Annotated in this window: 14 protein-coding genes and 1 riboswitch; of the genes, 6 read left to right on the forward strand and 8 right to left on the reverse strand. The window is 59.1% G+C overall.

What is annotated here, in order from left to right; genetic code table 11:
• Nucleotides 1–470 precede the first annotated feature (470 nt).
• From NW838_RS10460 to NW838_RS10485, 6 genes are all read right to left on the reverse strand, one after another.
• Nucleotides 471–1,889, reverse strand: coding sequence for a CmpA/NrtA family ABC transporter substrate-binding protein (locus NW838_RS10460; protein WP_414356818.1), 1,419 nt, complete (start codon nucleotides 1,887–1,889; stop codon nucleotides 471–473).
• A gap of 162 nt (nucleotides 1,890–2,051) precedes the next feature.
• Nucleotides 2,052–2,870 (reverse strand): nitrate ABC transporter permease, encoded by an 819-nt coding sequence (gene ntrB / locus NW838_RS10465; RefSeq protein ID WP_414428004.1) that lies wholly within the window; start codon nucleotides 2,868–2,870, stop codon nucleotides 2,052–2,054.
• Nucleotides 2,871–3,036: 166 nt separating this feature from the next.
• Nucleotides 3,037–3,178, reverse strand: a riboswitch (cyclic di-AMP (ydaO/yuaA leader).
• A 146-nt stretch (nucleotides 3,179–3,324) separates the two neighbouring features.
• Nucleotides 3,325–4,860 carry a S10 family peptidase gene (locus NW838_RS10470; protein ID WP_414428005.1) on the reverse strand — a complete coding sequence of 512 codons (1,536 nt, stop codon included), beginning with the start codon at nucleotides 4,858–4,860 and terminating at the stop codon, nucleotides 3,325–3,327.
• A gap of 84 nt (nucleotides 4,861–4,944) precedes the next feature.
• Nucleotides 4,945–5,538 carry a hypothetical protein gene (locus NW838_RS10475; protein ID WP_414356811.1) on the reverse strand — a complete coding sequence of 198 codons (594 nt, stop codon included), beginning with the start codon at nucleotides 5,536–5,538 and terminating at the stop codon, nucleotides 4,945–4,947.
• Between the two features lie 201 nt (nucleotides 5,539–5,739).
• Complete coding sequence (gene thiL / locus NW838_RS10480; RefSeq protein ID WP_414356809.1) at nucleotides 5,740–6,762, reverse strand: thiamine-phosphate kinase; 1,023 nt, start codon at nucleotides 6,760–6,762, stop codon at nucleotides 5,740–5,742.
• A 114-nt stretch (nucleotides 6,763–6,876) separates the two neighbouring features.
• Nucleotides 6,877–7,527 carry a class I SAM-dependent methyltransferase gene (locus NW838_RS10485; protein ID WP_414428009.1) on the reverse strand — a complete coding sequence of 217 codons (651 nt, stop codon included), beginning with the start codon at nucleotides 7,525–7,527 and terminating at the stop codon, nucleotides 6,877–6,879.
• A 116-nt stretch (nucleotides 7,528–7,643) separates the two neighbouring features.
• Here NW838_RS10485 and NW838_RS10490 point away from each other — a divergent pair, with 116 nt between their 5' ends.
• Complete coding sequence (locus NW838_RS10490; RefSeq protein ID WP_414356808.1) at nucleotides 7,644–7,859, forward strand: hypothetical protein; 216 nt, start codon at nucleotides 7,644–7,646, stop codon at nucleotides 7,857–7,859.
• 24 nt (nucleotides 7,860–7,883) lie between these two features.
• On the opposite strand, the gene NW838_RS10495 is transcribed toward NW838_RS10490, so the two are convergent.
• Together NW838_RS10495 and NW838_RS10500 are read right to left on the reverse strand one after the other, a co-directional pair.
• Nucleotides 7,884–8,738, reverse strand: coding sequence for an ABC transporter permease (locus NW838_RS10495; RefSeq protein WP_414356806.1), 855 nt, complete (start codon nucleotides 8,736–8,738; stop codon nucleotides 7,884–7,886).
• Nucleotides 8,739–8,872: 134 nt separating this feature from the next.
• The gene (locus NW838_RS10500) at nucleotides 8,873–9,886 is read right to left on the reverse strand and encodes an ATP-binding cassette domain-containing protein (protein WP_202943698.1); all 1,014 of its coding nucleotides are present in this window, start codon (nucleotides 9,884–9,886) and stop codon (nucleotides 8,873–8,875) included.
• Between the two features lie 237 nt (nucleotides 9,887–10,123).
• On the opposite strand from NW838_RS10500, the gene NW838_RS10505 reads away from it, so the two are divergent.
• From NW838_RS10505 to NW838_RS10525, 5 genes are all read left to right on the forward strand, one after another.
• Nucleotides 10,124–11,200, forward strand: a complete 1,077-nt coding sequence (locus tag NW838_RS10505) for a hypothetical protein (RefSeq protein ID WP_414428006.1) — start codon at nucleotides 10,124–10,126, stop codon at nucleotides 11,198–11,200.
• Nucleotides 11,201–11,497: 297 nt separating this feature from the next.
• Complete coding sequence (locus NW838_RS10510) at nucleotides 11,498–16,105, forward strand: glutamate synthase-related protein (protein ID WP_414428007.1); 4,608 nt, start codon at nucleotides 11,498–11,500, stop codon at nucleotides 16,103–16,105.
• Between the two features lie 104 nt (nucleotides 16,106–16,209).
• A complete protein-coding gene (gene acsF / locus NW838_RS10515) occupies nucleotides 16,210–17,301 on the forward strand; it encodes a magnesium-protoporphyrin IX monomethyl ester (oxidative) cyclase (protein ID WP_414412625.1) in 1,092 nt (363 codons plus the stop codon).
• A gap of 47 nt (nucleotides 17,302–17,348) precedes the next feature.
• Nucleotides 17,349–18,824 (forward strand): site-2 protease family protein, encoded by a 1,476-nt coding sequence (locus tag NW838_RS10520; RefSeq protein WP_414356794.1) that lies wholly within the window; start codon nucleotides 17,349–17,351, stop codon nucleotides 18,822–18,824.
• Between the two features lie 48 nt (nucleotides 18,825–18,872).
• The coding region (locus NW838_RS10525) for a tetratricopeptide repeat protein (protein WP_414428008.1) at nucleotides 18,873–20,524 on the forward strand (1,652 nt) is incomplete at its 3' end.

Consider the following 20,524-nt stretch of genomic DNA (forward strand, 5'->3'; position numbering starts at 1 on the left):
TCCTGCCCACGCGGCTTCCGATAAGTCTTCACCACCCCTCGGATAGCTAAGACACTATCTGATTGGGTTTGGAGACTTAAGCCCTGAGTAGCAGAAACTGGGTAATCCATGAAAAACCTCTCCTGATCGATCAATCAACATTGACAAGTAAGCCACGGGTCTGAACAAGATATAGCTTTTCCAATAGATCCCCATTGCAAGAAACGGGCAGCCGGAAAAGATTGAGGTGGATAAAGATTTGGATTCGATTGAGTTGACTTATCTTTTGGCTGTTGCAAAGTCGATCGTAAAAAAGAGAAAATGATAATAACTGCTGGCCTCTCATGGCAAAATCTCCGGTGGTAGAAAATTACAGGAAACATTCATAGGTTAAAGGCTGGGTTTTGTGAAAAAGGCTTGGCAAATGATGCTTGCAGAGCTTATCCCCTAAGCTGTTTTGTGGCTTTATCGAGAATGGGGTTTGTTAGACATCAGGATCGGCCTCCATAAGCTGTAGTGCGTATCCCCGGAAAAAACTGTAAAGGACGATTGGCGCGGATTTCGAAGCTATTGAGGTAACCCACGGGATCGCCGGGATCAAAGGCTTTGCCATCGATAAATACCTCCTCTGGCTCCACCTTAAAATCCTCAGCAGGGCAAGGGATCCCCATTTCAGCGGCGATCTCCCGATACAGATCGGTGCGCCATGCTCGCCGGATCTGCTCCTCCACATCAGCAGGGATCTCGGCGATTTGGTTCCAACGGGCCGCTTGAGTGACCAGCCAGAGTCCCTGAGATTGCCACAGAAACGTGGAGTGATCATGCTCTGGGTGAGGTAGATCCTCAGGCATCCGAAAAAACAAGGTACTGTCTGGCATCTGGCGAGTCCGGTCTTGCCCATCAAAGCCGCCATAGTTGTAGTTCCCCACAATGGCAGGTCTGGTGTAGCGCAGGGGAGCACCTGTGTAGGCGCGGGCCGAAATCAACTCCGCCACCTCCTCCCGGTGGTCATCGCAATACCGACAGGCTTCGATCATCGCCATCACCAACGAGCGGTAGGTGCGGGGGTTCTCCTCGATAAAGCTCTCCATCACCGCCAATACTCGGTCGGGATGTCCACGCCAGATCTCTTTGCCGTGGGCGAAGGTGAACCCCACTCCCTCATTGCCCGCAATGGCACGGGTATTCCACGGCTCTGCCACCATGTAAGCTTGCATGGATCCAATGCGGATATGAGTCACCATCTGTGGCGGGGGAATGATAATGATGCGGAACTCGGCCATGGGATCGATCCCGGCTGCCCCTGCCAGATAGCGAATGAAGTACTCGTAGATGGCGGAACTGAGCACTGTTGCCCACAGTCGCCGCTCGACGGGCAAGCTCTGGAAATACCCACGAAAATCCCGTCCGAAGAACTCCAGATCGCCGTCGTATTCATACCAAGGTCGTAAGCCGTAGTCCCACATAGCGCGGTTCATGGTCATGGCGTTGCCATGGCGATGAATGGTCATGGCCGCACACAGGGGAACCCGCCGCGCCCCTTCTGCCCCTAGGCGGGCATTGGTCACTGCTCCCGCCACCACCGGTGAGGCGTCCAAGCGTCCGAAGATCACCCCATCGCGAGAGTTGGCCCAACTGGACTCGCGGCTCAAGCGCACATTCAACCCATATTTGCGAAAGAAACCTTTCTCATAGGCCACGGCAAAGGGCGCACAATCGTTGACCGGCACATAGCCCACCGTTAAATTGGGTTTTTCCAGGGATCCAGGATCCACCACCGGCTCGATATCGGCAGCCTCCACGGCTCTGTATCCTTTGGCCGCTAGGATCCCGGCCCCCACAGCCCCCAAGCCCTGCAAGACTTTTCGGCGGAAATACAGTTTTGCACCACCTTCGGCCAGAACTTTCATGAAAAACCCTCCGATGGATAAGTCTGGTCAGGCAAGCGTCGCGTAGCAGAGATGGAGCAATGTGCAGATCTGACAAACAAACTGATCTAGGTCTGAAAATTTCTAAGAGCGAAGCTCATTATTGACATCAAGAAGAACCGAAAAAGAGAAAATCACCCGGCTTTAGGTCTGGGTTGCCGGTCGGTGGGTCACCCAGGTTTGAATTCGTCGCAAAGCCAGATCCAGCACCAGCCCCGTTGCTCCAATCAGCAACACCGACAGGAACACCGCGCTCAAATTGAGACGGTTCCATTCATCCCAGACAAAAAATCCAATGCCAATGCCGCCGGTCAGCATTTCGACAGCCACAATGACCAACCAAGCAATACCCAAGCTGATGCGCAAGCCCGTAAAGATGTAGGGTAGGGCGGCAGGCCAGATGATCTTGAGGATCCGTCGCCAACGGGGCATCTCCAGCACCAGCGCCACATCCAGATAGTCCTGAGGCACACTGGCCACCCCCAAGGCCGTATTGATGAGAGTTGGCCACAGAGAGGTGATGAATATCACGAAAATGGCTGCGGGATCCGCCGAATTAAAAATAGACAGGGCAATGGGCAGCCAGGCTAGCGGAGAAACCGGCCTCAAAATCTGGACAATTGGGTTAAACATCGCCATTGCCGATGGCGACATTCCAATCCAAAACCCCATAGGAATGGCCACCACTGCGCCCAGCAAAAAGCCAATCAAAACTCGCCGCAAACTCGCCAATAAGAGCCAGCCAACGCCCAAATCGCCCGGCCCACGCCGATAAAATGGATGAAGAATGTAGTCGAGATTGTCAACAAAGGCTTGTGGCGGAGTGGGCACCAACTCACTGCGAAAAAGAGCGACAACCCACCAAATTGCCAGTAGCAGGGCAAATCCGGCCATTGGCAAAATGACCTGTTCTCGCCAAACGTACCTTTGGATCCAAAAACTTCCCCTGCGACCGATAGCCACAAGTTGAGAGCGGTTCTGCATGTTGTTTGGTAAGGTGAGGAGAAGTGGGAAGAGTAAGCTAAGCAGCCGCCAGAGGGGGGTAGAAAGTGCCGATGGCAACCCTCAACCCCTTGGAAGGCATCCAGTCGATGTACGCAAAATCCCTCTAGGGCAGACGTACAGCTCTGTAGCCACCTCTTAGTGCCGACGGGGTTAGCTGACGGGCTAGAGCTAAGAGATGCTCTCCCTGGCGTTTGCTCAGAGTAAGCCCCCGAAATGGTTCCCCCGCTCTTGTTCAAAAACTGAACAGGATTAGGCTGGCCAACATGGCTAGATGCTATCAGGGCTGATTCTCGATGTCAAGGCAATGCAATTTTATCCAATTTTATCAATATATGTATATGCAATGTATATGCAAACCTGCTGTGGCAAGTCTCTCGGCTAAGGCTTCCAAGAGCCTCAATCCTCCAGTTGCTTAGCGCAGAGTTTGCAACTCTGAGCCCGAAGCCGTTTTTGAGTAGAACGCACGCATTTCTGTAAACCACTCCAACCGCGAGAGATCCCAGGTGTAGAACATGTGTCCGCCGCGATAATGACGTAGGGTGAGGTTGGCCTTCAACCGCGGATCCAACTTCATCAAATCCACCAGGTGATTCGAGGCAAAGTAGGGCGTGACCAGGTCGTAAAAGCCATGATGAATGCTCACCCGCATGTGGGGGTTGAGGGCCATGCTGCTGCGCAGCTCGTCCATTGCCCCGATGAATCCTTGCTTAAACTCTCCTTTTGGGGTGAACCGCCAGGACTTGAACACCTCCAGGTTCAGTAGGTGATAGGTCAACTCCGTTTCTACTTGCAAGGTCTCCCGCAAGTGGCTGTTGATGGCCGCCGTGAACAAGCGATCTAGCCCATCCAAGGTGGGATCGGATCCCTCAAAGGTAGGCCGATCCGGAAAGGGATCCACCGTGGTTACAGAAGCATCGTAAAGCCCCAGCACCAGTCGCTGCGACCGCAACAGCTCGCGGGCAAAACTGGCGATATCGATCCGCCCGCCTTTGTGGGCCACATACTCTGGAGATAAGCCGATCCCTGCCGCCATCTCCTGATACACCGCTTGCCGTTCTGCCTCTGGCATCGCCTCTCCCATAGCCAAGAGGGGCAGCAGACGTTGCCGGGCAAAGCGTTCTGCTTTGGGCAGCAGGATCTGCAAATCCTCCCCCCAGCCACACCGTCCATGATGAGCTGCTGTAGCTACGTAGGAAGGGAAAAGCGTTGCCCAAGTGCTGAGGTTGTAATCGTTGGTCTCCAGCAACCCAAACTCTAGTGCAGGCGAGATGAGAATGGCCCCCGACAAGCCTACGCCAAACTTGGATTGCAGCTCCTTGGCCAGCCGCGCCACCCGAAACCCACCGTAGCTTTCGCCGGCAATGAAAATGGGGGAAAGCCAGCGTTTGTATCGGGAAAGGAAGCCCTGAATGAACTCGCCCAAGGATTGCAAATCCCGTTCCACATCCCAGAAGGGTGATTCCTTAGGAGGCTCCTCCGCCTTGGCATCCGGCTGAGGGGGTTTGGCCGCCGGATCGGATTTCTCCCGGGAATCTTTGGCGTCTTGAGAATCCTTGGGCAGGGCGCGGCTGAACCCCGTCCCCACCGGATCGACAAAGACCAGATCGGAAAAGAGCAGCCAGCTTTCGGCATTGTCCACCAGCCGCACCGGAGAGGGAGGCAAACTGCCATTGGGCCCGAAGCCAATCCGTTTGGGCCCCAGCGCTCCCATGTGCAGGTAGGCAGAGGCTGCCCCAGGCCCACCGTTGAACACAAAAGTGAGAGGGCGGTGCTGGGCAGCAGAGTCTTGCTTCAGATAGGCGACGTGAAAGATCTCGGCCACCGGCTTTTCCCGCTGAAAAAGGGTCTGCCAACCGGCCAGCGCTTGGTAGGTGAAGCTTTCCTCTCCAGCCGTAAACCTGTGCTCGGTGGAGGAGAGGGGGGAAGTGGGCTTAGATTCAGTAGCCATGAAAACAGGGATCCGCAGTCTGATCCCCAGTGAATCACAAGTTGCCGACCCTCAACACTCCCAGAGGAATCTCCAAACGGCACCTCACAAAGTCAGCGGAGCTTCCAAGGTCAGATTGAAAGATTGGCCGGGGCGCAGCACCACCACCTGGGGAGCGGTAACATTGCCCACCACCACTCCGGTCACGGCGCCTCCTAAGACATTGCCCACCGAGACTCCGCCCGTGATCGCCCCCAAAATGGCCCCTGCGGCTGCCCCAATGGCTGCATCTTGAGCAATGGCCTCAGCCGAATACTGACGGGGATCCTTTTCGTCGTGGAGGATGTTGGAGGAAGCCCGCAGGCTGTAGGTACGACCGCCGAGAACAATGGAAGTGCCGACAAAGCGGGATCCGCCCGGTGCAGGTTCCATCTGTCCAAAAATGCGGCTACCCGCCGGGATCACCAAGCGCCCCTGGCTGTCAAAAATGTTCTGAGTAACGGCCACTTCCAGGGGATAGACGGTGTCGGGATAAAAGTATTGCGGCCCTTCGCTACTCAGGCTGCCGACCGGGATAATCGTCCCCTGCTCAAGGCGGTAGGCACCCAATTCAAAAAGCGGCTGAGCCGAACTGGGCAAGGGGGCCAACGCAGGGATCCCGGCCAGGCCAAGAATGGCTGCTGTTAAGATAGCTTTCATGAGTAGAGTCTCCAATGCTTCTCCAAGTTCTGCCGAGTTCTGAGCAGTTGCCTGAAGCTATTCCAAGTCAATTTGCTTCCTTGTCTCAGCTTCTCTCCATTTCTAGGTTATCGAATCCTTCCTAGGGCTTGTTTTCTCCCACAAGTCGATTTGTTTTCAACTGTTGGCAGTTTGGGTGGCCATCCTGCAGCACAACTTCTCTCAGAAATGCTGGAAGGCTTGTTGACGGCTGAGGGCCTGCCCGTCCTTCAGCCAGACGGTTCCCTGCGGATCCCAGCCTGTCACTTCTCCAATCCAAACGGCCCCTGGCAATTCTTCCAACAGATGCTTGGCCACCGACACCTCGGCACTGAGGAGCAGCTCAAAATCTTCGCCCCCATAAAGCGCCCACTCCCAGGCTTGGGCCGGGAAAGCCTGCCGCAAAGCTTCTGAAATCGGGATCCGCTCCACCTCGATCCTCGCCGCCACCCCGCTGGCCTGACACACCTGCACCAGGGCATCTGCCAAACCGTCGCTGGTATCCATACCGGCAATGCGCAAGGGATCCGGGATCCCTTCCAAGAGGGGCACCAGATCCAGGCGCGGGCGTGGGTATTGGTGAGCCCTGATCAACTGCTCGCGCTCGGCTGCCGTGGCTGAGGATCCCTGTTCAGGATGGAGAAGCAGCTCCAAGCCTGCCCGCGCATCTCCGTGGGGCCCTGTTACCACCAGCCAATCGCCGGGTTGAGCCCGTCTGCGCTGAATGGCCCGCCCCGGCTGCACCGATCCCAGGGCCGTGATCGCCACGAACCGATGCGGCGACCGACACAGATCCCCTCCCACCAGTTGGCATTCCCAGCGGGCGCAACAGTCCCGCATCCCTTGATAAAGCTCCTCCACCCAAGCAACCGGTGTGGAGCCCGGCAAGCCCAAACCCACCACCAACGCCTGCGGACGGGATCCCATCGCGGCCAGATCCGACAGATTGGCGGCCACCGCGCGCCAGCCCACCGCATGGGCCGGGGTCGTCAGATCGCTGAAGTGAACTCCCTCCACCAACACATCGGTTGTCACCACCAACTGCCCCTCCGGAGCAGCTAACACCGCCGCATCGTCTCCCACCACCTGGGCCGGACAGTAGCGCTGCACGATCTGCAGCAGCCCTGCCTCCCCAATTGCCGAGATGGGTAGGGGGGAAGGATTGCCGTTTTGTGGGGAAGAACTGTCAGAAAGACCGGAGAACAAGACAGACCTCTGAGGGTAGCGAGGATAACACAGCTGCAAGATCTGGTGGATGCTGGAGTCTTGTTGGATATTTCCAAGGATCCCGCCTGCACGCCACAGGCAAGCTGGAGAATTCTACCCCGCCGTCCGCTGTCCAATCAGGGCATAGAAGGGATCCCCGCCTCCGCCTGCCCAAAAGCCCAGCCAACCCATAGGGGCAGGCCGCTGGATCACCTTCACCACCGCAAACCCTGGCACCGACTCAAAATAGCGCCTGACCAACTCCACCCGCCCCGCCTCGGAGTTGTCCCGCCAAGCCTGGATCGCCTTCTGGAAAAACATGCGATTGGAGAAGCTGACGATGAACAGGCCCTGGAGCTTTAGGATGCGATACACCTCGGCAAACACCTGCTCTGGCTGCTGCAGATATTGCACCGAGACCGTGTTTAGCACCGCGTCGAAGGATTGATCAGGGAAGGGCAGAACTGGGTTTTGGTTCAAGTTTTGGATGAAGAAGTGATCCAGCCGGGGGTTGGCCGCCAGTTCCTCCGGGTTCATCCCATGCCCCTCCACATGGGCAAACTCCATCTCAGGTGGCAAATGGGAGACCCAACTGCTCATCAGATCGAGAATGCGGGTCTGGGGCCGCAAATGCTCGCGGTATAGATCGGTGAGCTGGCCGATGAAGCCAGAATCCACATGAGTCACGAAGCGAGGATAGCTGTAAAAGAGGGCATCGTCGCTGGGATCCAACTTGGAGCGCTGCCAATCCTTGAGCACCACCATGGCCAAACGGTTGCAAATCTTAATCAAAGCTAACATTTTGGAAGCTTCGGAAAAGGGGTGGGCGTGATACCTTAGCAGAGCAACAGTGGCCATTTCGCGAAGGACTCTTTGCCGTGATGTCTGTGTCTCACCCCTCTTCAGCGGCTCCTTCTTCTTCTGGGTCTAACTTTGGCCTGCGGGAGTACGTAACCGAACTGCAGCTCCACATGGCTCTGCAGGCTCGCAGCCTTACTCCTTCTCTCAGCGTTTCCCCAGCCCAGGACAGCCCCCTGGCTCTGGTGCAGCAGGCACAGGCGGCTATGGAGAAGTCCGCTTCCCGCCGATGGCTTTGAGGGGCACAGCCTGGGCAGAGAGGCTCAGGCCAAACTTTTGCGCAACACCCCCTGCACCAGCAGAACCGACACTACGACAAACCCCGTCAAGAGGCCCAGGGATCCCGCCAGGGTGAGATCGCCCCAGGGAGCCTGCAGCACCACATCGGCCCAGCTCCAGCTATCGCTGCGGTAGACATGGCGAATGGGCTCGATGGCAAAGGTGAGGGGGTTGAGGCTGGCCACCCAACGCAGCCAGGTGGGCATAAAGCTCAGGGGAGCCAAGGCCGTGCTGGAAAAGATCAGGGGCAAGTTGACCAAAAAGATGAAAGCCAGCAATTGCTGGTGCCCCGGCATGGCAAAGGCCAAGCCCAAGCTCAGGGCCGTGAAGCCCAAGACCAACAGGCCCACGATCAAGGCCACCACCGCCAAGCCTGGCCCGTCGGGGATCCCGGCCCCAAGGGCGTAGTCTGCCCCCACAATGACTGCCGTCTGCAGCAACGCCAAGCTGACGATAAACAGGCTAGAAGCAAGAACAATGGAAAAACGAGAGGTGAGGGGAGCCACCAACAGCCGGTTCAAAAAGCCAAATTCTCGGTCGAAAATCACCGGCACTCCGGCATTCAAGGCTCCACCAAAAGCCGTAAACACGATGACTCCCGCCCCCAAAAACTGGGTGTAGTTTTGTCCGGCCCCGAAAATGCCGGCAGGAGCATTCTGAAACAAGGCTCCAAATAGAATCAGCCAGAGCAACGGCTGGATAATGCCAACCAGCAAGGTTGTGGGGCGACGCTGCAGTTGGATAAACAAGCGGCGGGTGAGGGCGAAGGTTTCCTGCCAAAAGTCAGCCGTCAAAAGGGGGATCGGGTTAGATTGAACCGGGGAAGAGGCAGAGGTCATACCCAAGCTCCTGTAGAGTTGTGATCAATGAATGTGTGATGAATGAATGCAGTATCTAATCCATCAACCAATACAACCAATAAAGATATGCCTTTGTACAGGGATCAATGGGGCTCGATCATGAGGGGATGAAGTTACTTTTTCTTTTTGCCCAGATTGGCCTCGGCAGCGGCCAGCTCCGCATCCATGAGGGTTTGCCCGGTTGCCGCCAAATACACATCATCCAAGCTGGGACGAGACTGGGTGCTGCTGAACACCTCTAGCCCATGAGCCTGCAAGTGGGCGCGAATCTGGCTGAGGGGATCCTCTCCATTCCGCTGCACCACCAGGTTCAGAGCGTTGCCCTGGGCGCTGTTGATCACCACCTTCTGGACAAAGGGCAGGGATCCCAGCAGTTGGGCACCCCGTTGGGCCAGTTCCGCCGGGGCAAATTCCTGCAGCTTGACGGTGATGCGCTCGCCGCCGACGCGGGTTTTGAGCTCCTCGGGGGTTCCCTCGGCGATCACCTTGCCCCGGTCGATGATGGCCACCCGATCCGCCAGCAGGTCGATCTCCTCCAGGTAATGGCTGCTGAGCACCACCGTGATCCCTGTGTTCTTGAGTTGGCGCAGAAAATCCCAGATGGCCAACCGACTGGGAATGTCCAGGCCCACCGTGGGCTCGTCCAAGACCAGCACCTGGGGTTGATGGAGCAGTCCTGCCGCCAGATCCAAGCGTTTGCGCAGCCCGCCGGAGTAGGTACCGATGCGCTGGTCGGCACGGTCGGTCAGCCCCAGCAGCTCCAGGACGGCAGCGATTCGCTCTTGAGCCAAGGGGCGAGGCAGGTGGTGGAGATCGGCCTGCAACTGCAACAATTCTCGCCCGGTCAGCACCTTATCCAAAGCCACCTCTTGGGCGACAAACCCCAGTTTTTCTCGTACCGCTTTGGGGTTTTCGCTGGCCGGGATCCCGTACACCTCTATCCGGCCCGCATCGGGACGAAGCAAGGTGCAAAGGCAATGCAAAGTGGTGGTCTTGCCGGCCCCATTGGGGCCGAGAATGCCGTAGATCTGGCCGGGTTCCACCTGAAACGAGACGTCCGCCACGGCCACTGTGGATCCGTAGCGCTTTTGAAGTTGCTCTACCAAGACCGCAGGAGTATCTGACATGGGTATCCACATCTCGCTTCCTCTAGGCTATCAAGCCTGTTCGGGAGATGAGGCCAGGGATCGCCACCATTTCTTGCTCGTTGCCGCCAGCCCCCTAGGGATGGTGGGAGCTGAACCGAGGCTCACGGTATAGTGGTTCAGGCGAATCCGATGAGTGCAGAGGGATCCCCGCCCATCCTCAACTCAGTCCGGTTGGGTTTAACCCTCGCCAAGGTGTCTGTTGTGGAGAGGAGATGAATGCTGAAGCCAAAGCGTGCCTCTTGTGGGGGCTCGGATTCCCCCACCGCAAAAGGTTGCCCTGCTGTAGCTTATATAACTTTGGCGCTCTTGGCGCTCAGCTTGGTCGGTTGCGGCGAGGGAACCACTCCCCTGGGCCCACTGGAAAATGTCTTTCTGCGGGCAGATGATTTTGAAATTACAGGGGGATCCCCGGCAGCGGGCGCAGTGGGGCCTTACCTACAGTTCAACATGCGGCGGCAACGGGATAACCAAATCCTAAATCGCCCCCTCAATGTCTATGTGGACAACGCCGGGCTGGCAGAGAGGCGGAATCCCCCTCTGGATAACCAAAACCGCCCCATCCTCTTACAGCGCTCGGTGGCCTTTTTGGGCAATGGCCTGGATTTGAACAGAGATGGCCAGCCGGATCTGCCCCCCAAAGAACCCCCCAGCTTCACCAGTGGCCCGCTGCTGCCCTACGCCCCGCCCAATCAGTGGCAAAGCCGGGCTGCCCTTGCCTATGTCCCCGGACAGGCCAATATCCCCGGACGGAGTCCCAGCGACCGCTTTGGCATCTACTTTTCTTCCATCCTGCCCTACACCGGGCAGCTTCGCTTCCGCGCCCGCGACGAGCTGGGCAATGCCTTTGCCCGCACCTTTGAGGTCACCTATCCGGCAGCAGCCAGCCGTGCCACGGTCACCGTCACCTTGGCCAACCTCACCGCCACTGCCCAAGAGCCGGTTCTCATTGCCATTTGTAACCAGTTGGGAGCTGCTGCCGTGGTGGGCCTGCGGAGTGGCACGTTCACCGAGCTGGTGGATCTCCTGCCGGCCCCAGAGCTGCCGGTGGATCCCATCTTGAGCGAGCCCATCCGCTATGTGGCCGAGGCTTATCAATTTAACCGCGATCGAGCCGTCATCCGCGTTTCCCAGAATCCCACGGATCCCAGCCGCATGAGCGTTCCTCTACTGGGATCCGAAGGGGCAACCGGTCGGGCAGATCTGACGCTGGTGAACTCCGCAGGGGATCGGCTGACTTGCTTCAACGATCGGCTTTCGGATCTGCGGGATACGTTTTCTGACTTTTTCAGATAGCGATTGATCGCAGTTCTCCACAGAGCCAGTTGGCCGTGAGCTGGCGCCTATGCCTCGGTTTTCTCAGATCGTCTCAAAGTCTGCCGGAGAAGCCTGCAGAAGAAGCTCGAAAAATCTGTTCATAGTGAGCCTTTTTGAACTCTACTTCGCTGCTTCCTTCCGCTGGAACATTCTGTTGCCTTACTGGCAAAATCCGGCCCTAACTTGGGGCTGCCCCCTTTTCCTGTCGGATTGGAGTGCGATATGCTGGTTTTCCACCTCTAAAAGCGTGATTTATTCCAAACTGTTTTGACTCCTATGAATCCCCATCGCTCTCAGGTCTCGGTTCCTATCCTGCAGGAAAACTGGCACTTTCAAGAGCGGGATGCTTGCGGGGTCGGCTTTTTGGTGGATCAGCGGGGAAGAGCCAGCCACGACCTCTTGCAGAAAACCCTTCAGGCTCTCACCTGTATGGAGCATCGGGGTGGCTGTGGCGGCGACGGCCAGAGCGGCGATGGGGCGGGCATTGCGACGGCGATCCCCTGGTCGCTGTTGCAAGCAGAAATGGAAGAAATTCGAGCTTTGGATCCCGCTTACAGCGCGGTGGGGATGGTCTTTTTGCCTCAGGATCCCGCTGAGTGCCAGGCGGTGCAGCAGGTGATCGATGAATACTTGGCCACCACCGACTGGCAGCGGGTGGCTTGGCGGCAGGTGCCGGTCAATCCCGATTGCCTGGGGCCGATGGCGCGGCAGACCATGCCCTCTATCTGGCAGTTGATCCTTGCCCATCCCAGCCTGAGCGGAGATACCCTGGAGCAGCAGCTTTATCTGTTGCGGCGGCGCATTCGGCGGCGGGTGGAGGCTCAGTTTGGCTTTTATGCCCTGTACTTTGCCTCTTTGTCCTGCCGGGTCATCGTTTACAAAGGCATGGTGCAATCGGCGGTTCTGGGCCGGTTTTATCGAGATCTGCAAAACCCCCTCTACACCACTGCCTACGCCACTTACCATCGCCGCTTCAGCACCAACACCCTGCCGCGTTGGTCCCTGGCCCAGCCTTTTCGCTACCTTTGCCACAACGGCGAGATCAACACCTACCTGGGCAATGTCAACTGGATGGCCGCCCGCGAACAGACCCTTTCCCATCCCCGCTGGGGTACAGCGGTCGAGGATCTGAAGCCGATTATTGACCCCGGCACCAGCGACTCGGCGGGCCTGGACGCCGTGTTTGAGCTGTTGATTCAGTCCGGCTACTCCACTCAGCAGGCGATGATGGTGCTGATCCCGGAAGCCTATCGCAACCAGCCGGAGCTTCAGGATCACCCGGAAGTGGTGGATTTCTACGAGTTCTTCGGCGGCCTGCAGGAGCCCTGGGATGGCCCAGCGATGGTGGTTTTCTGCGATGGCAAAACCATCGGCGCCACCTTGGATCGGAATGGATTGCGTCCCGCCCGCTATGCGATCACCCGCGATGGGCTGCTGGCGGTGGGCTCAGAAGCCGGGGTGGTTGCCCTGCCGGAGACCGACATTTTGGAAAAAGGGCGGCTAGGCCCGGGGCAAATGCTGACGGTGGATCTGCAGAGCGGGCACATCTGCAAAAACTGGGAGATCAAAACCCAGGTGGCGGCCCAACACCCCTACGGCGAGTGGCTCAAAGCCCATCGCGTTCAGCTCAGCACCCAGGGCTTTGAAAATACCCCTCACCTCTCGGAAGAACAACTGCTCCAAGCCCAAACTGCCTTCGGCTACTCCTCGGAAGATGTGGAGATGATCATTGAGGAGATGGCGGCTACGGGCAAGGAGCCCACCTTCAGCATGGGGGATGATGCGCCGCTGGCTGTGCTGTCCACCCAGCCTCATCCCCTCTACGACTATTTCAAGCAGCGCTTTGCCCAGGTCACCAACCCCGCCATCGATCCCCTGCGGGAGAGCTTGGTGATGTCTTTGGATGTGTATCTGGGATCCAAGGGCAACCTGCTGGAGATCCGGCCTGAGCATGCCCGCCTGTTGCAGTTGCGCAGCCCGGTGCTCAACGAAGCGGAGCTGGCTGCCCTACAGCACACTCCTTTCCCCTACCACACGCTCCCGATTCTCTACCCGGTGGCTGCTGGCCCAGAAGGACTGGCAGCCCAAGTACGGGCCCTTTGCCAGCAGGCGGCCCAGGCGGTGCGGGGGGGAGCTGAGATCTTGATTCTCTCGGATCGCGGCCTCAATGCCGAGCAGGCTCTGATCCCACCTCTGTTGGCAGTGGGCGCTATCCATCATCACCTCATCCAGGAAGGGCTGCGCCTGCAGACCTCTCTGGTGGTGGAGACTGCCCAATGCTGGAGCACCCACCACTTTGCCTGCTTGATCGGCTATGGGGCCAGCGCCGTTTGTCCTTATCTGGCCTATGAAGCTGTGCGGCAGTGGTGGCACAAGCCCAAGACACAAACCCAGATGGCCACCGGCAAGTTGCCCCAGCTTTCCCTGGCCGAGGTGCAACTGAAGTACCGCGCCGCCATTGAGGCAGGGCTGCTCAAGATTCTCTCCAAAATGGGCATTTCTCTGCTCTCCAGCTACCACGGGGCGCAGATTTTCGAGGCCATTGGCCTGAGCCAAGAGGTGATCGATCTGGCCTTCCGCGGCACGGTGTCGCGGGTGGGAGGCATGACGCTGGCGGATCTGGCCCGCGAGGGCATGGTGAATCACCAGCGGGCCTTCCCCGAACTCACCTCGAAAAAGCTGGAGAACTTTGGCTTTATCCAGGCGCGGCCCAAAGGCGAATACCACATCAACAGCCCGGAAATGGCCAAGCTGCTGCACAAGGCCATCGAATCGGGCCAGCCTGCCCACTATGAGATCTACAGGGCCCACCTGCGCAGCCGCACCCCCACCGCGTTGCGAGACCTGCTGGATTTCCGCAGCGACCGGGATCCCATCCCCCTGGAGGAAGTGGAACCGGCATCGGAGATTTTCAAACGCTTTGCCACAGGTGGGATGTCCTTGGGGGCCCTCAGCCGCGAGGCCCACGAGACCCTGGCCATTGCCATGAACCGCATCGGCGGCAAGTCCAACTCCGGTGAAGGCGGGGAAGATCCGGAACGATACCTCCCCATCACCGATGTAGGCCCAGATGGCACCTCGGCCCGCTTTCCCCACCTGAAGGGGCTGCGCATGGGGGACAACGCCAGCTCGGCGGTGAAGCAGGTGGCCTCGGGCCGCTTTGGCGTGACACCGGAGTATTTGCTCAACGCGCGGCAAATTGAGATCAAAATTGCCCAGGGGGCCAAGCCGGGCGAGGGGGGGCAACTGCCGGGCAAAAAGGTGAGTCCCTACATTGCCAAGCTGCGCCGCTCCAAGCCGGGGGTGACCTTGATCTCGCCGCCGCCCCACCACGACATCTACTCCATTGAAGATCTGGCGCAGTTGATCTTCGACTTGCACCAGGTCAACCCCCAGGCCCAGGTGTCGGTGAAGCTGGTCTCGGAAGTGGGCATCGGCACGGTGGCGGCGGGGGTGGCCAAGGCCAACGCCGACATCATTCAAATCTCAGGGCATGAAGGGGGCACCGGGGCTTCCCCCCTGAGCTCCATCAAACATGCCGGGGCATCTTGGGAGCTGGGCCTGGTGGAGGTGCATCATGCCCTGCTGGAAAACGGCCTGCGGCAGCGCTCCATCCTGCGGGTGGATGGCGGCATTCGCACCGGCTGGGAAGTGGTGATGGCGGCCATGCTGGGGGCAGAAGAGTTTGGCTTCGGCACCGTGGCCATGATCGCGGAGGGGTGCATCATGGCGCGGGTATGCCATACCAACAATTGCCCGGTGGGGGTGACCAGCCAGAAGGAAGAGCTGCGCAAGCGCTTCCCCGGCACACCGGATCACGTGGTGACCTTCTTCACGTTTGTGGCGGAGGAGGTGCGCCAAGTCTTAGCCCAACTGGGCTACCGCTCTCTGAAGGAGGTGATCGGGCGGGTGGATCTGCTCTGTCCGCGCGCCGATGCGGTTCTGCAGAAGACCCAATCCTTGAACTTGGAGTGTCTGCTGCGAACTCCCCCCGGTTTTGATCCCAACACCCTGCCCGACTGGTTGGAGCATGAGCCGGTTCACGCCAACGGCCCGGTGCTGGATGAGCAGATCCTGGCTCAGCCGGAGGTGCAGAAGGCGGTGGAGACCTGCGGCACGGCCACGGTGGAGATCCCTATCGCCAACACCGACCGCTGCGTAGGCGGGCGCATTGCCGGAACCTTGGCCCGCTTGTACGGAGATACCGGCTTTGCCCAACAGGGGGGGCAGTTGGATCTGCGCTTTGTCGGCAGCGCCGGCCAGAGCTTTGGCGCTTTTACGCTGGCGGGGATGCGCCTGACCCTGACAGGAGAAGCCAATGACTACGTGGGCAAAAGCATGTGCGGCGGCGAGATCGTCATCCTGGCTCCCCCTGAGGCGCCCCGCGATCCGGCGGAAAATGTAATCCTGGGCAACACCTGTTTGTACGGGGCCACGGGCGGATCCCTGTTTGCCAACGGCCAGGCGGGGGAACGCTTTGCGGTGCGCAACTCGGGAGCGCAGGCGGTGATCGAGGGATCCGGCGACCACTGCTGCGAGTACATGACCGGTGGGGTGGTGGTGGTGCTGGGGCGGGTGGGCCGCAACCTGGGAGCGGGGATGACCGGCGGCCTGGCCTATGTGCTGGATGAGGAGGGCAACTTCCCCGCCAAGGTCAACGGGGAGATCGTGCGCATTCAGCGGGTGCAGACGGCGGCAGCAGAGGCACAACTGAAGAGCCTGATCCAAGAGCACTATCGCCGCACCCATTCCCCCAAAGCGGAGCGCATTCTGCAAAATTGGGAATCCTGCTTGCCCCTGTTTTGGCAGGTGATCCCGCCTTCGGAGGAGGGCAGCGAGCTGACGGATCCCTTGCGATCCCAGCCGCTGGCAGTGGAGTCTTAAGGATCTCTCAGAGCCTGCCGGTAACACTTCTTATCCCCACGACGGCCAGAGAGGCTGGTAAACTGCGAGAGTATACCTGGCCTTTTCATCCGCTTTAAATCACTATGAGTCCCAGTTTGCAAGCTGCTCAAACTCAAGCGCGAGTGCCCACCGAGACCATCCTGACGCCGCGCTTCTACACCACCGATTTCGAGGCCATCGGCAAAATGGGCTTAGGGGATCGAGAGGCCGATTTCCGGGCCATCCTGCAGGAGTTTCGCGCCGACTACAACCGCCATCACTTCGTCCGGGGTGAGGAGTTCAACCAAGACTGGGAAAGCCGCCTGGATCCGCAGGCGCGCCGGTTGTTTGTGGAGTTCTTGGAGCGCTCCTGTACAGCCGAGTTCTCCGGTTTTCTCCTCTACAAGGAGCTGTCGCGCAAGCTAAAAGAGACCAACCCCGTTTTGGCCGAGTGCTTTGCCCTGATGAGCCGCGATGAGGCCCGCCATGCCGGCTTTCTGAACCGCGCCATGGGCGACTTCAACATGGCCTTCGACCTGAGCTTTCTCACTAAGCACAAGTCTTACACCTATTTCGCGCCGCGTTTCATCTTCTATGCCACCTATCTCTCGGAGAAGATTGGCTACTGGCGCTACATCCTCATCTACCGCCACCTGGAGGCCCACCCCGAGGATCGCGTTTACCCGATCTTCAACTTCTTCAAGAACTGGTGCCAGGACGAGAACCGCCACGGCGATTTCTTCGCGCTCATGCTCCTAAGCCAGCCCAGGCTGCTCAAGGGATGGGTGGCCAAGCTGTGGTGCCGCTTCTTCTTGCTGTCGGTGTTCGCCACTATGTACCTCAACGATGTGGGAGAGCGCCCGGATTTCTACCGCCTCATCGGCTTGGATCCCCATACTTATGACATGGAGGTGATCTACAAGACCAACCGCGAGGCGGCCAAGGTGTTTCCGGTGGTGTTGGATGTGGAAAACCCTGAGTTTGTGCGGCGGCTGCAGAAGTGTGTGGCCAACAACGCCAAGCTGAGGGAGATTGCCCGGGGATCCGGCCCCTTCAAGGGTTTGCGCAAGCTGCCCCTCTACTTGGATAACTTCTATCAGTTTTTGCGGCTGTTCCTCCTGAAACCTCGGAAAGCTGGCTTCTACCTGTGGGAGCAGCCGGAGCCCCGTTTTGAAGGAACGGCTGTTTCTGCCTGAGCCGTCTTGCCCTCAGCTTGGTACCCGTACAGCCTCATAGGTCAGCCATGAACATTGCCGCTGAGATTACGCCGCTCTTTTTGCTGGGAACGCTGGCCTTTTTGGGTTGGGGCTTCTGGAGAGCCCGTCGGCGGGGATCCTTAGCCGTTTGGGTGTGGTTACAGGGATCCCTGCTCTTGTTGCCGTGGGTGGTTTTCCTGGGGCTGCTGCTGCTGGGGATCTACCTCAATTTTGCAGGCTTCCTGGTGTTGCTGTTGGTCTTTACAGGGCTTTACATTGCTGTGGGGCGCAAGACCCGCCAGTTGGCCCAGCAGGAGCTGCAGGCCCGTCGCGAGCAGTTGGCTCGTCTGGAAGAGCAGGGGGAAGCCCCTTCGGCAGGGGAGGCGCCTTTGGAAGCGCCTGCGGTTCTGCAGCGGATCTCGGCTGAGGATCTGCAGGCCATTCAGTCTATTTTCGGCCTCGATACCTTTTTCGTCACCGAGACCGTCCCCTATGGGGAAGGGGCGATTTTTAAGGGCAACCTGCGCCAGGAGGCGGAGGTGGTGGTACCCCTGCTGGTGGAGAAGCTCAAAGAGCAGGTGGGCAGTCGCTACCAGCTCTTTTTGGTGGAGGATCCGGCGGAAAAGCCGGCGGTGGTGGTCTTGCCGGATCCCATCGTCAATTACCGCGCTTCCGTGGGGGCGCAGATCCTGGCGGGGGCGTTGCTGGTCTTCAGCTTCGTCGCCACGTTGGAGGTGGGGGCCAATCTCTTGGGCTTCCGGCTGTTGGATGCGCCGGGGCGCTGGGTGGAAGCCCTGCCGGTGGCAGCCGGGATCTTCGCCATCTTGCTGGTGCACGAGACCGGACACCGCTGGATGGCGGGCAAGTACGGGGTGCGCCTCAGCCCTGCCTTTGTTATCCCCAGCTTGGGCATTGGCACGCTGGGATCCCTGAACCGCATCCAATCGCCAGTGCCCAACCGCAAGGCTTTGTTCGACATTGCCTTTGCTGGCCCGGCGGCGAGCGGGATCCTGTCGCTGCTGGTGCTCTTGGCTGGCCTGAAGCTATCCGGCTCAGGAGGGCTGTATGTGCCTACCGAGATATTCCGCAGCTCCATCCTAGTGGGCACTCTGGCCCGGCTGGTGCTGGGATCCGAGTTTCAGTCGGAGCTGATCCCCATTCATCCTTTCGTCGCCGTGGGCTGGATCGGCCTGGCGATAACGGCCTTGAGCCTGCTGCCTGCCGGCCAGTTGGATGGAGGTCGCATTGTGCAGGCGGTGTACGGGCGGAAGACGGCGGCCCGCGCCACCTTCATCACCCTCATTGCCCTGGCGGTCGCTTCCTTTAGCAACGTCTTGGCCCTCTATTGGGCGCTGCTGATCCTGTTCATTGCTCGCGAGCCAGAGCGTCCCCCTCAGGATGAAATCACAGAGACCGATGGCCAGCGGGATGCGCTGGCTTTGCTGGCCCTCTTTTTGATGGTGATGACCCTGCTGCCGATTGCCCCGGCTTTGGCGGGCTTTCTCAATTTCCCCAACGGCTGATGGGGCACAGGCTCAGGATCCGCCCGCGCGAGGAGCGCACTGCCATCCATGCCTAGACCGGGGAAAGGCTTTGGCCCAAGCAGAGCTGGAAAGGGCAAAGGAGAGCATCTGCAGCGTCTGTTGGCCCAGGCCGTTCGCCATCACCAAGCGGGGCAATGGCCACAGGCCGTCTCGCTTTACCAGCAGGTGCTGCAAGCCCAGCCCACTCACCCGGAGGCGCTGCACCTCTTGGGGGTCTGTCGGCAGCAACAGGGATCCCTAGAGGAAGCAGTTGCCCTGATCCGGCAGGCCCTTGTCCAACAGCTTTGGTTCCCCGATGCCCACTTTAACCTGGGGATTGCCCTCAAGCAGGCGGGGCGGCTGGCGGAGGCGAAAACTCACCTGCAACTGGCCCTAGAGCAGGGGGGGCCGGATCCAGAAGTCTTCTACCAGTTGGGGCTGGTGCTGCGGCAGCAGGGAGATTTGGAGGCGGCCCTTGTCCCCTTAGGACAGGCCCTAGAGCTGCAGCCGGACTTTGCCGATGCTGCCTACACCTTGGCCATTGTGCTGCGGGATTGTGGCCAAGAGGAAAAAGCGGCGGAGCTGTTTTACCGCCTTTGGCAGGCCGATCCTGCCGACTTGGCCGCTGCCCTGGGGTGGTGTGTGAGCCAGTTGCCCTTGCTGTACGCCTCGGCAGACCAAGTTCCCGTGGCCCGGGAGCGCTACCGCCAAGCCCTACAACAGGTAAAGGCCCGCTGGGAACAACTGCCGCGGGATCCGATAACCCTGGAGCAAGCGGCTGCCGGGATCGGCTCCGTCCAACCCTTCTTTTTGCCCTACCAAGGCCAGAACGACCGCGATCTGCAGCAGCTCTACGGATCCCTGGTCTGTGAGGTCATGGCAGCCCGCTACCCCCACCCCCCTCTGCTGCTCAAGCAACGCGCCGACAAGCTGCGGGTGGGCATTGTCTCCGGCCTGTTTCGGGATCACTCCGTTTGGAAGATCCTGACTCGCGGCTGGGTAGAAGCTTTGGATCGCTCCCAAGTGGCTCTCTACGGCTTCCACACCTCTCCCGTTCACGATGAAATCACCCAATCCCTACCCCCCTATTTCGAGCGCTTTGTGGCCGGATCCCGCAGCTTGGAGGAATGGCAGACGGCCATTCGAGAAGCCCAGTTGGATGTGATCCTGTATCCCGAAGTGGGGATCGATCCCGTCTGCGCCCCGTTGGCCGCCTTGCGTTTGGCCCCCGTGCAGGCCATGGCCTGGGGACATCCACAAACCTCTGGGCTGCCCACCATCGATGTTTTCCTGAGCAGCGAGCTCATGGAGCCGCCAGAAGGGGCCAGCCACTACTGCGAACGGCTGCTTCCCCTGCCCGGAATCGGCACCTACTATGTTCCCCTGGATATTCTCCCGGCCCCAGTGGATTGGCAAGCTTGGGGGGTGGATCCCGATAGGGTGCTCTATCTCTGCGCCCAATCCCTGTTTAAATACCTGCCCCAGCACGACGAGGTGTTCCCTCGCATCGCCCGGAAAGTGGGGAAGTGTCAATTTCTATTTTTGCGAGGCCGCTTCTCCCAAGGGATCCGCGAGCGCTTTTGGCAACGGATGCGGCGGGCCTTTCAAGCCTATGACCTGGCCGCTGAAGAGTATGTGGTGCTCTTACCAGAACTCTCCCCCGCAGAATATGCGGCCTACAATGCCCTGGGGGATATTTA

It is taken from the genome of Synechococcus sp. R55.2 (assembly GCF_047462075.1).
In the GTDB taxonomy this organism is placed as follows: Bacteria; Cyanobacteriota; Cyanobacteriia; order Thermostichales; family Thermostichaceae; genus Thermostichus.

Bases quoted from the DNA above. Each gene is read 5' to 3' on its own strand.
- NW838_RS10460 (WP_414356818.1), bottom strand. From the start codon at position 1,889: ATGAAAGTTCTGGCCGAAGGTGGTGCAAAACTGTATTTCCGCCGAAAA.
- NW838_RS10470 (WP_414428005.1), bottom strand. From the start codon at position 4,860: ATGGCTACTGAATCTAAGCCCACTTCCCCCCTCTCCTCCACCGAGCAC.
- NW838_RS10475 (WP_414356811.1), bottom strand. From the start codon at position 5,538: ATGAAAGCTATCTTAACAGCAGCCATTCTTGGCCTGGCCGGGATCCCT.
- NW838_RS10485 (WP_414428009.1), bottom strand. From the start codon at position 7,527: ATGGTGGTGCTCAAGGATTGGCAGCGCTCCAAGTTGGATCCCAGCGAC.
- NW838_RS10490 (WP_414356808.1), top strand. From the start codon at position 7,644: ATGTCTGTGTCTCACCCCTCTTCAGCGGCTCCTTCTTCTTCTGGGTCT.
- NW838_RS10495 (WP_414356806.1), bottom strand. From the start codon at position 8,738: ATGACCTCTGCCTCTTCCCCGGTTCAATCTAACCCGATCCCCCTTTTG.
- NW838_RS10500 (WP_202943698.1), bottom strand. From the start codon at position 9,886: ATGTCAGATACTCCTGCGGTCTTGGTAGAGCAACTTCAAAAGCGCTAC.
- NW838_RS10505 (WP_414428006.1), top strand. From the start codon at position 10,124: ATGCTGAAGCCAAAGCGTGCCTCTTGTGGGGGCTCGGATTCCCCCACC.
- NW838_RS10510 (WP_414428007.1), top strand. From the start codon at position 11,498: ATGAATCCCCATCGCTCTCAGGTCTCGGTTCCTATCCTGCAGGAAAAC.
- acsF (WP_414412625.1), top strand. From the start codon at position 16,210: ATGAGTCCCAGTTTGCAAGCTGCTCAAACTCAAGCGCGAGTGCCCACC.
- NW838_RS10520 (WP_414356794.1), top strand. From the start codon at position 17,349: ATGAACATTGCCGCTGAGATTACGCCGCTCTTTTTGCTGGGAACGCTG.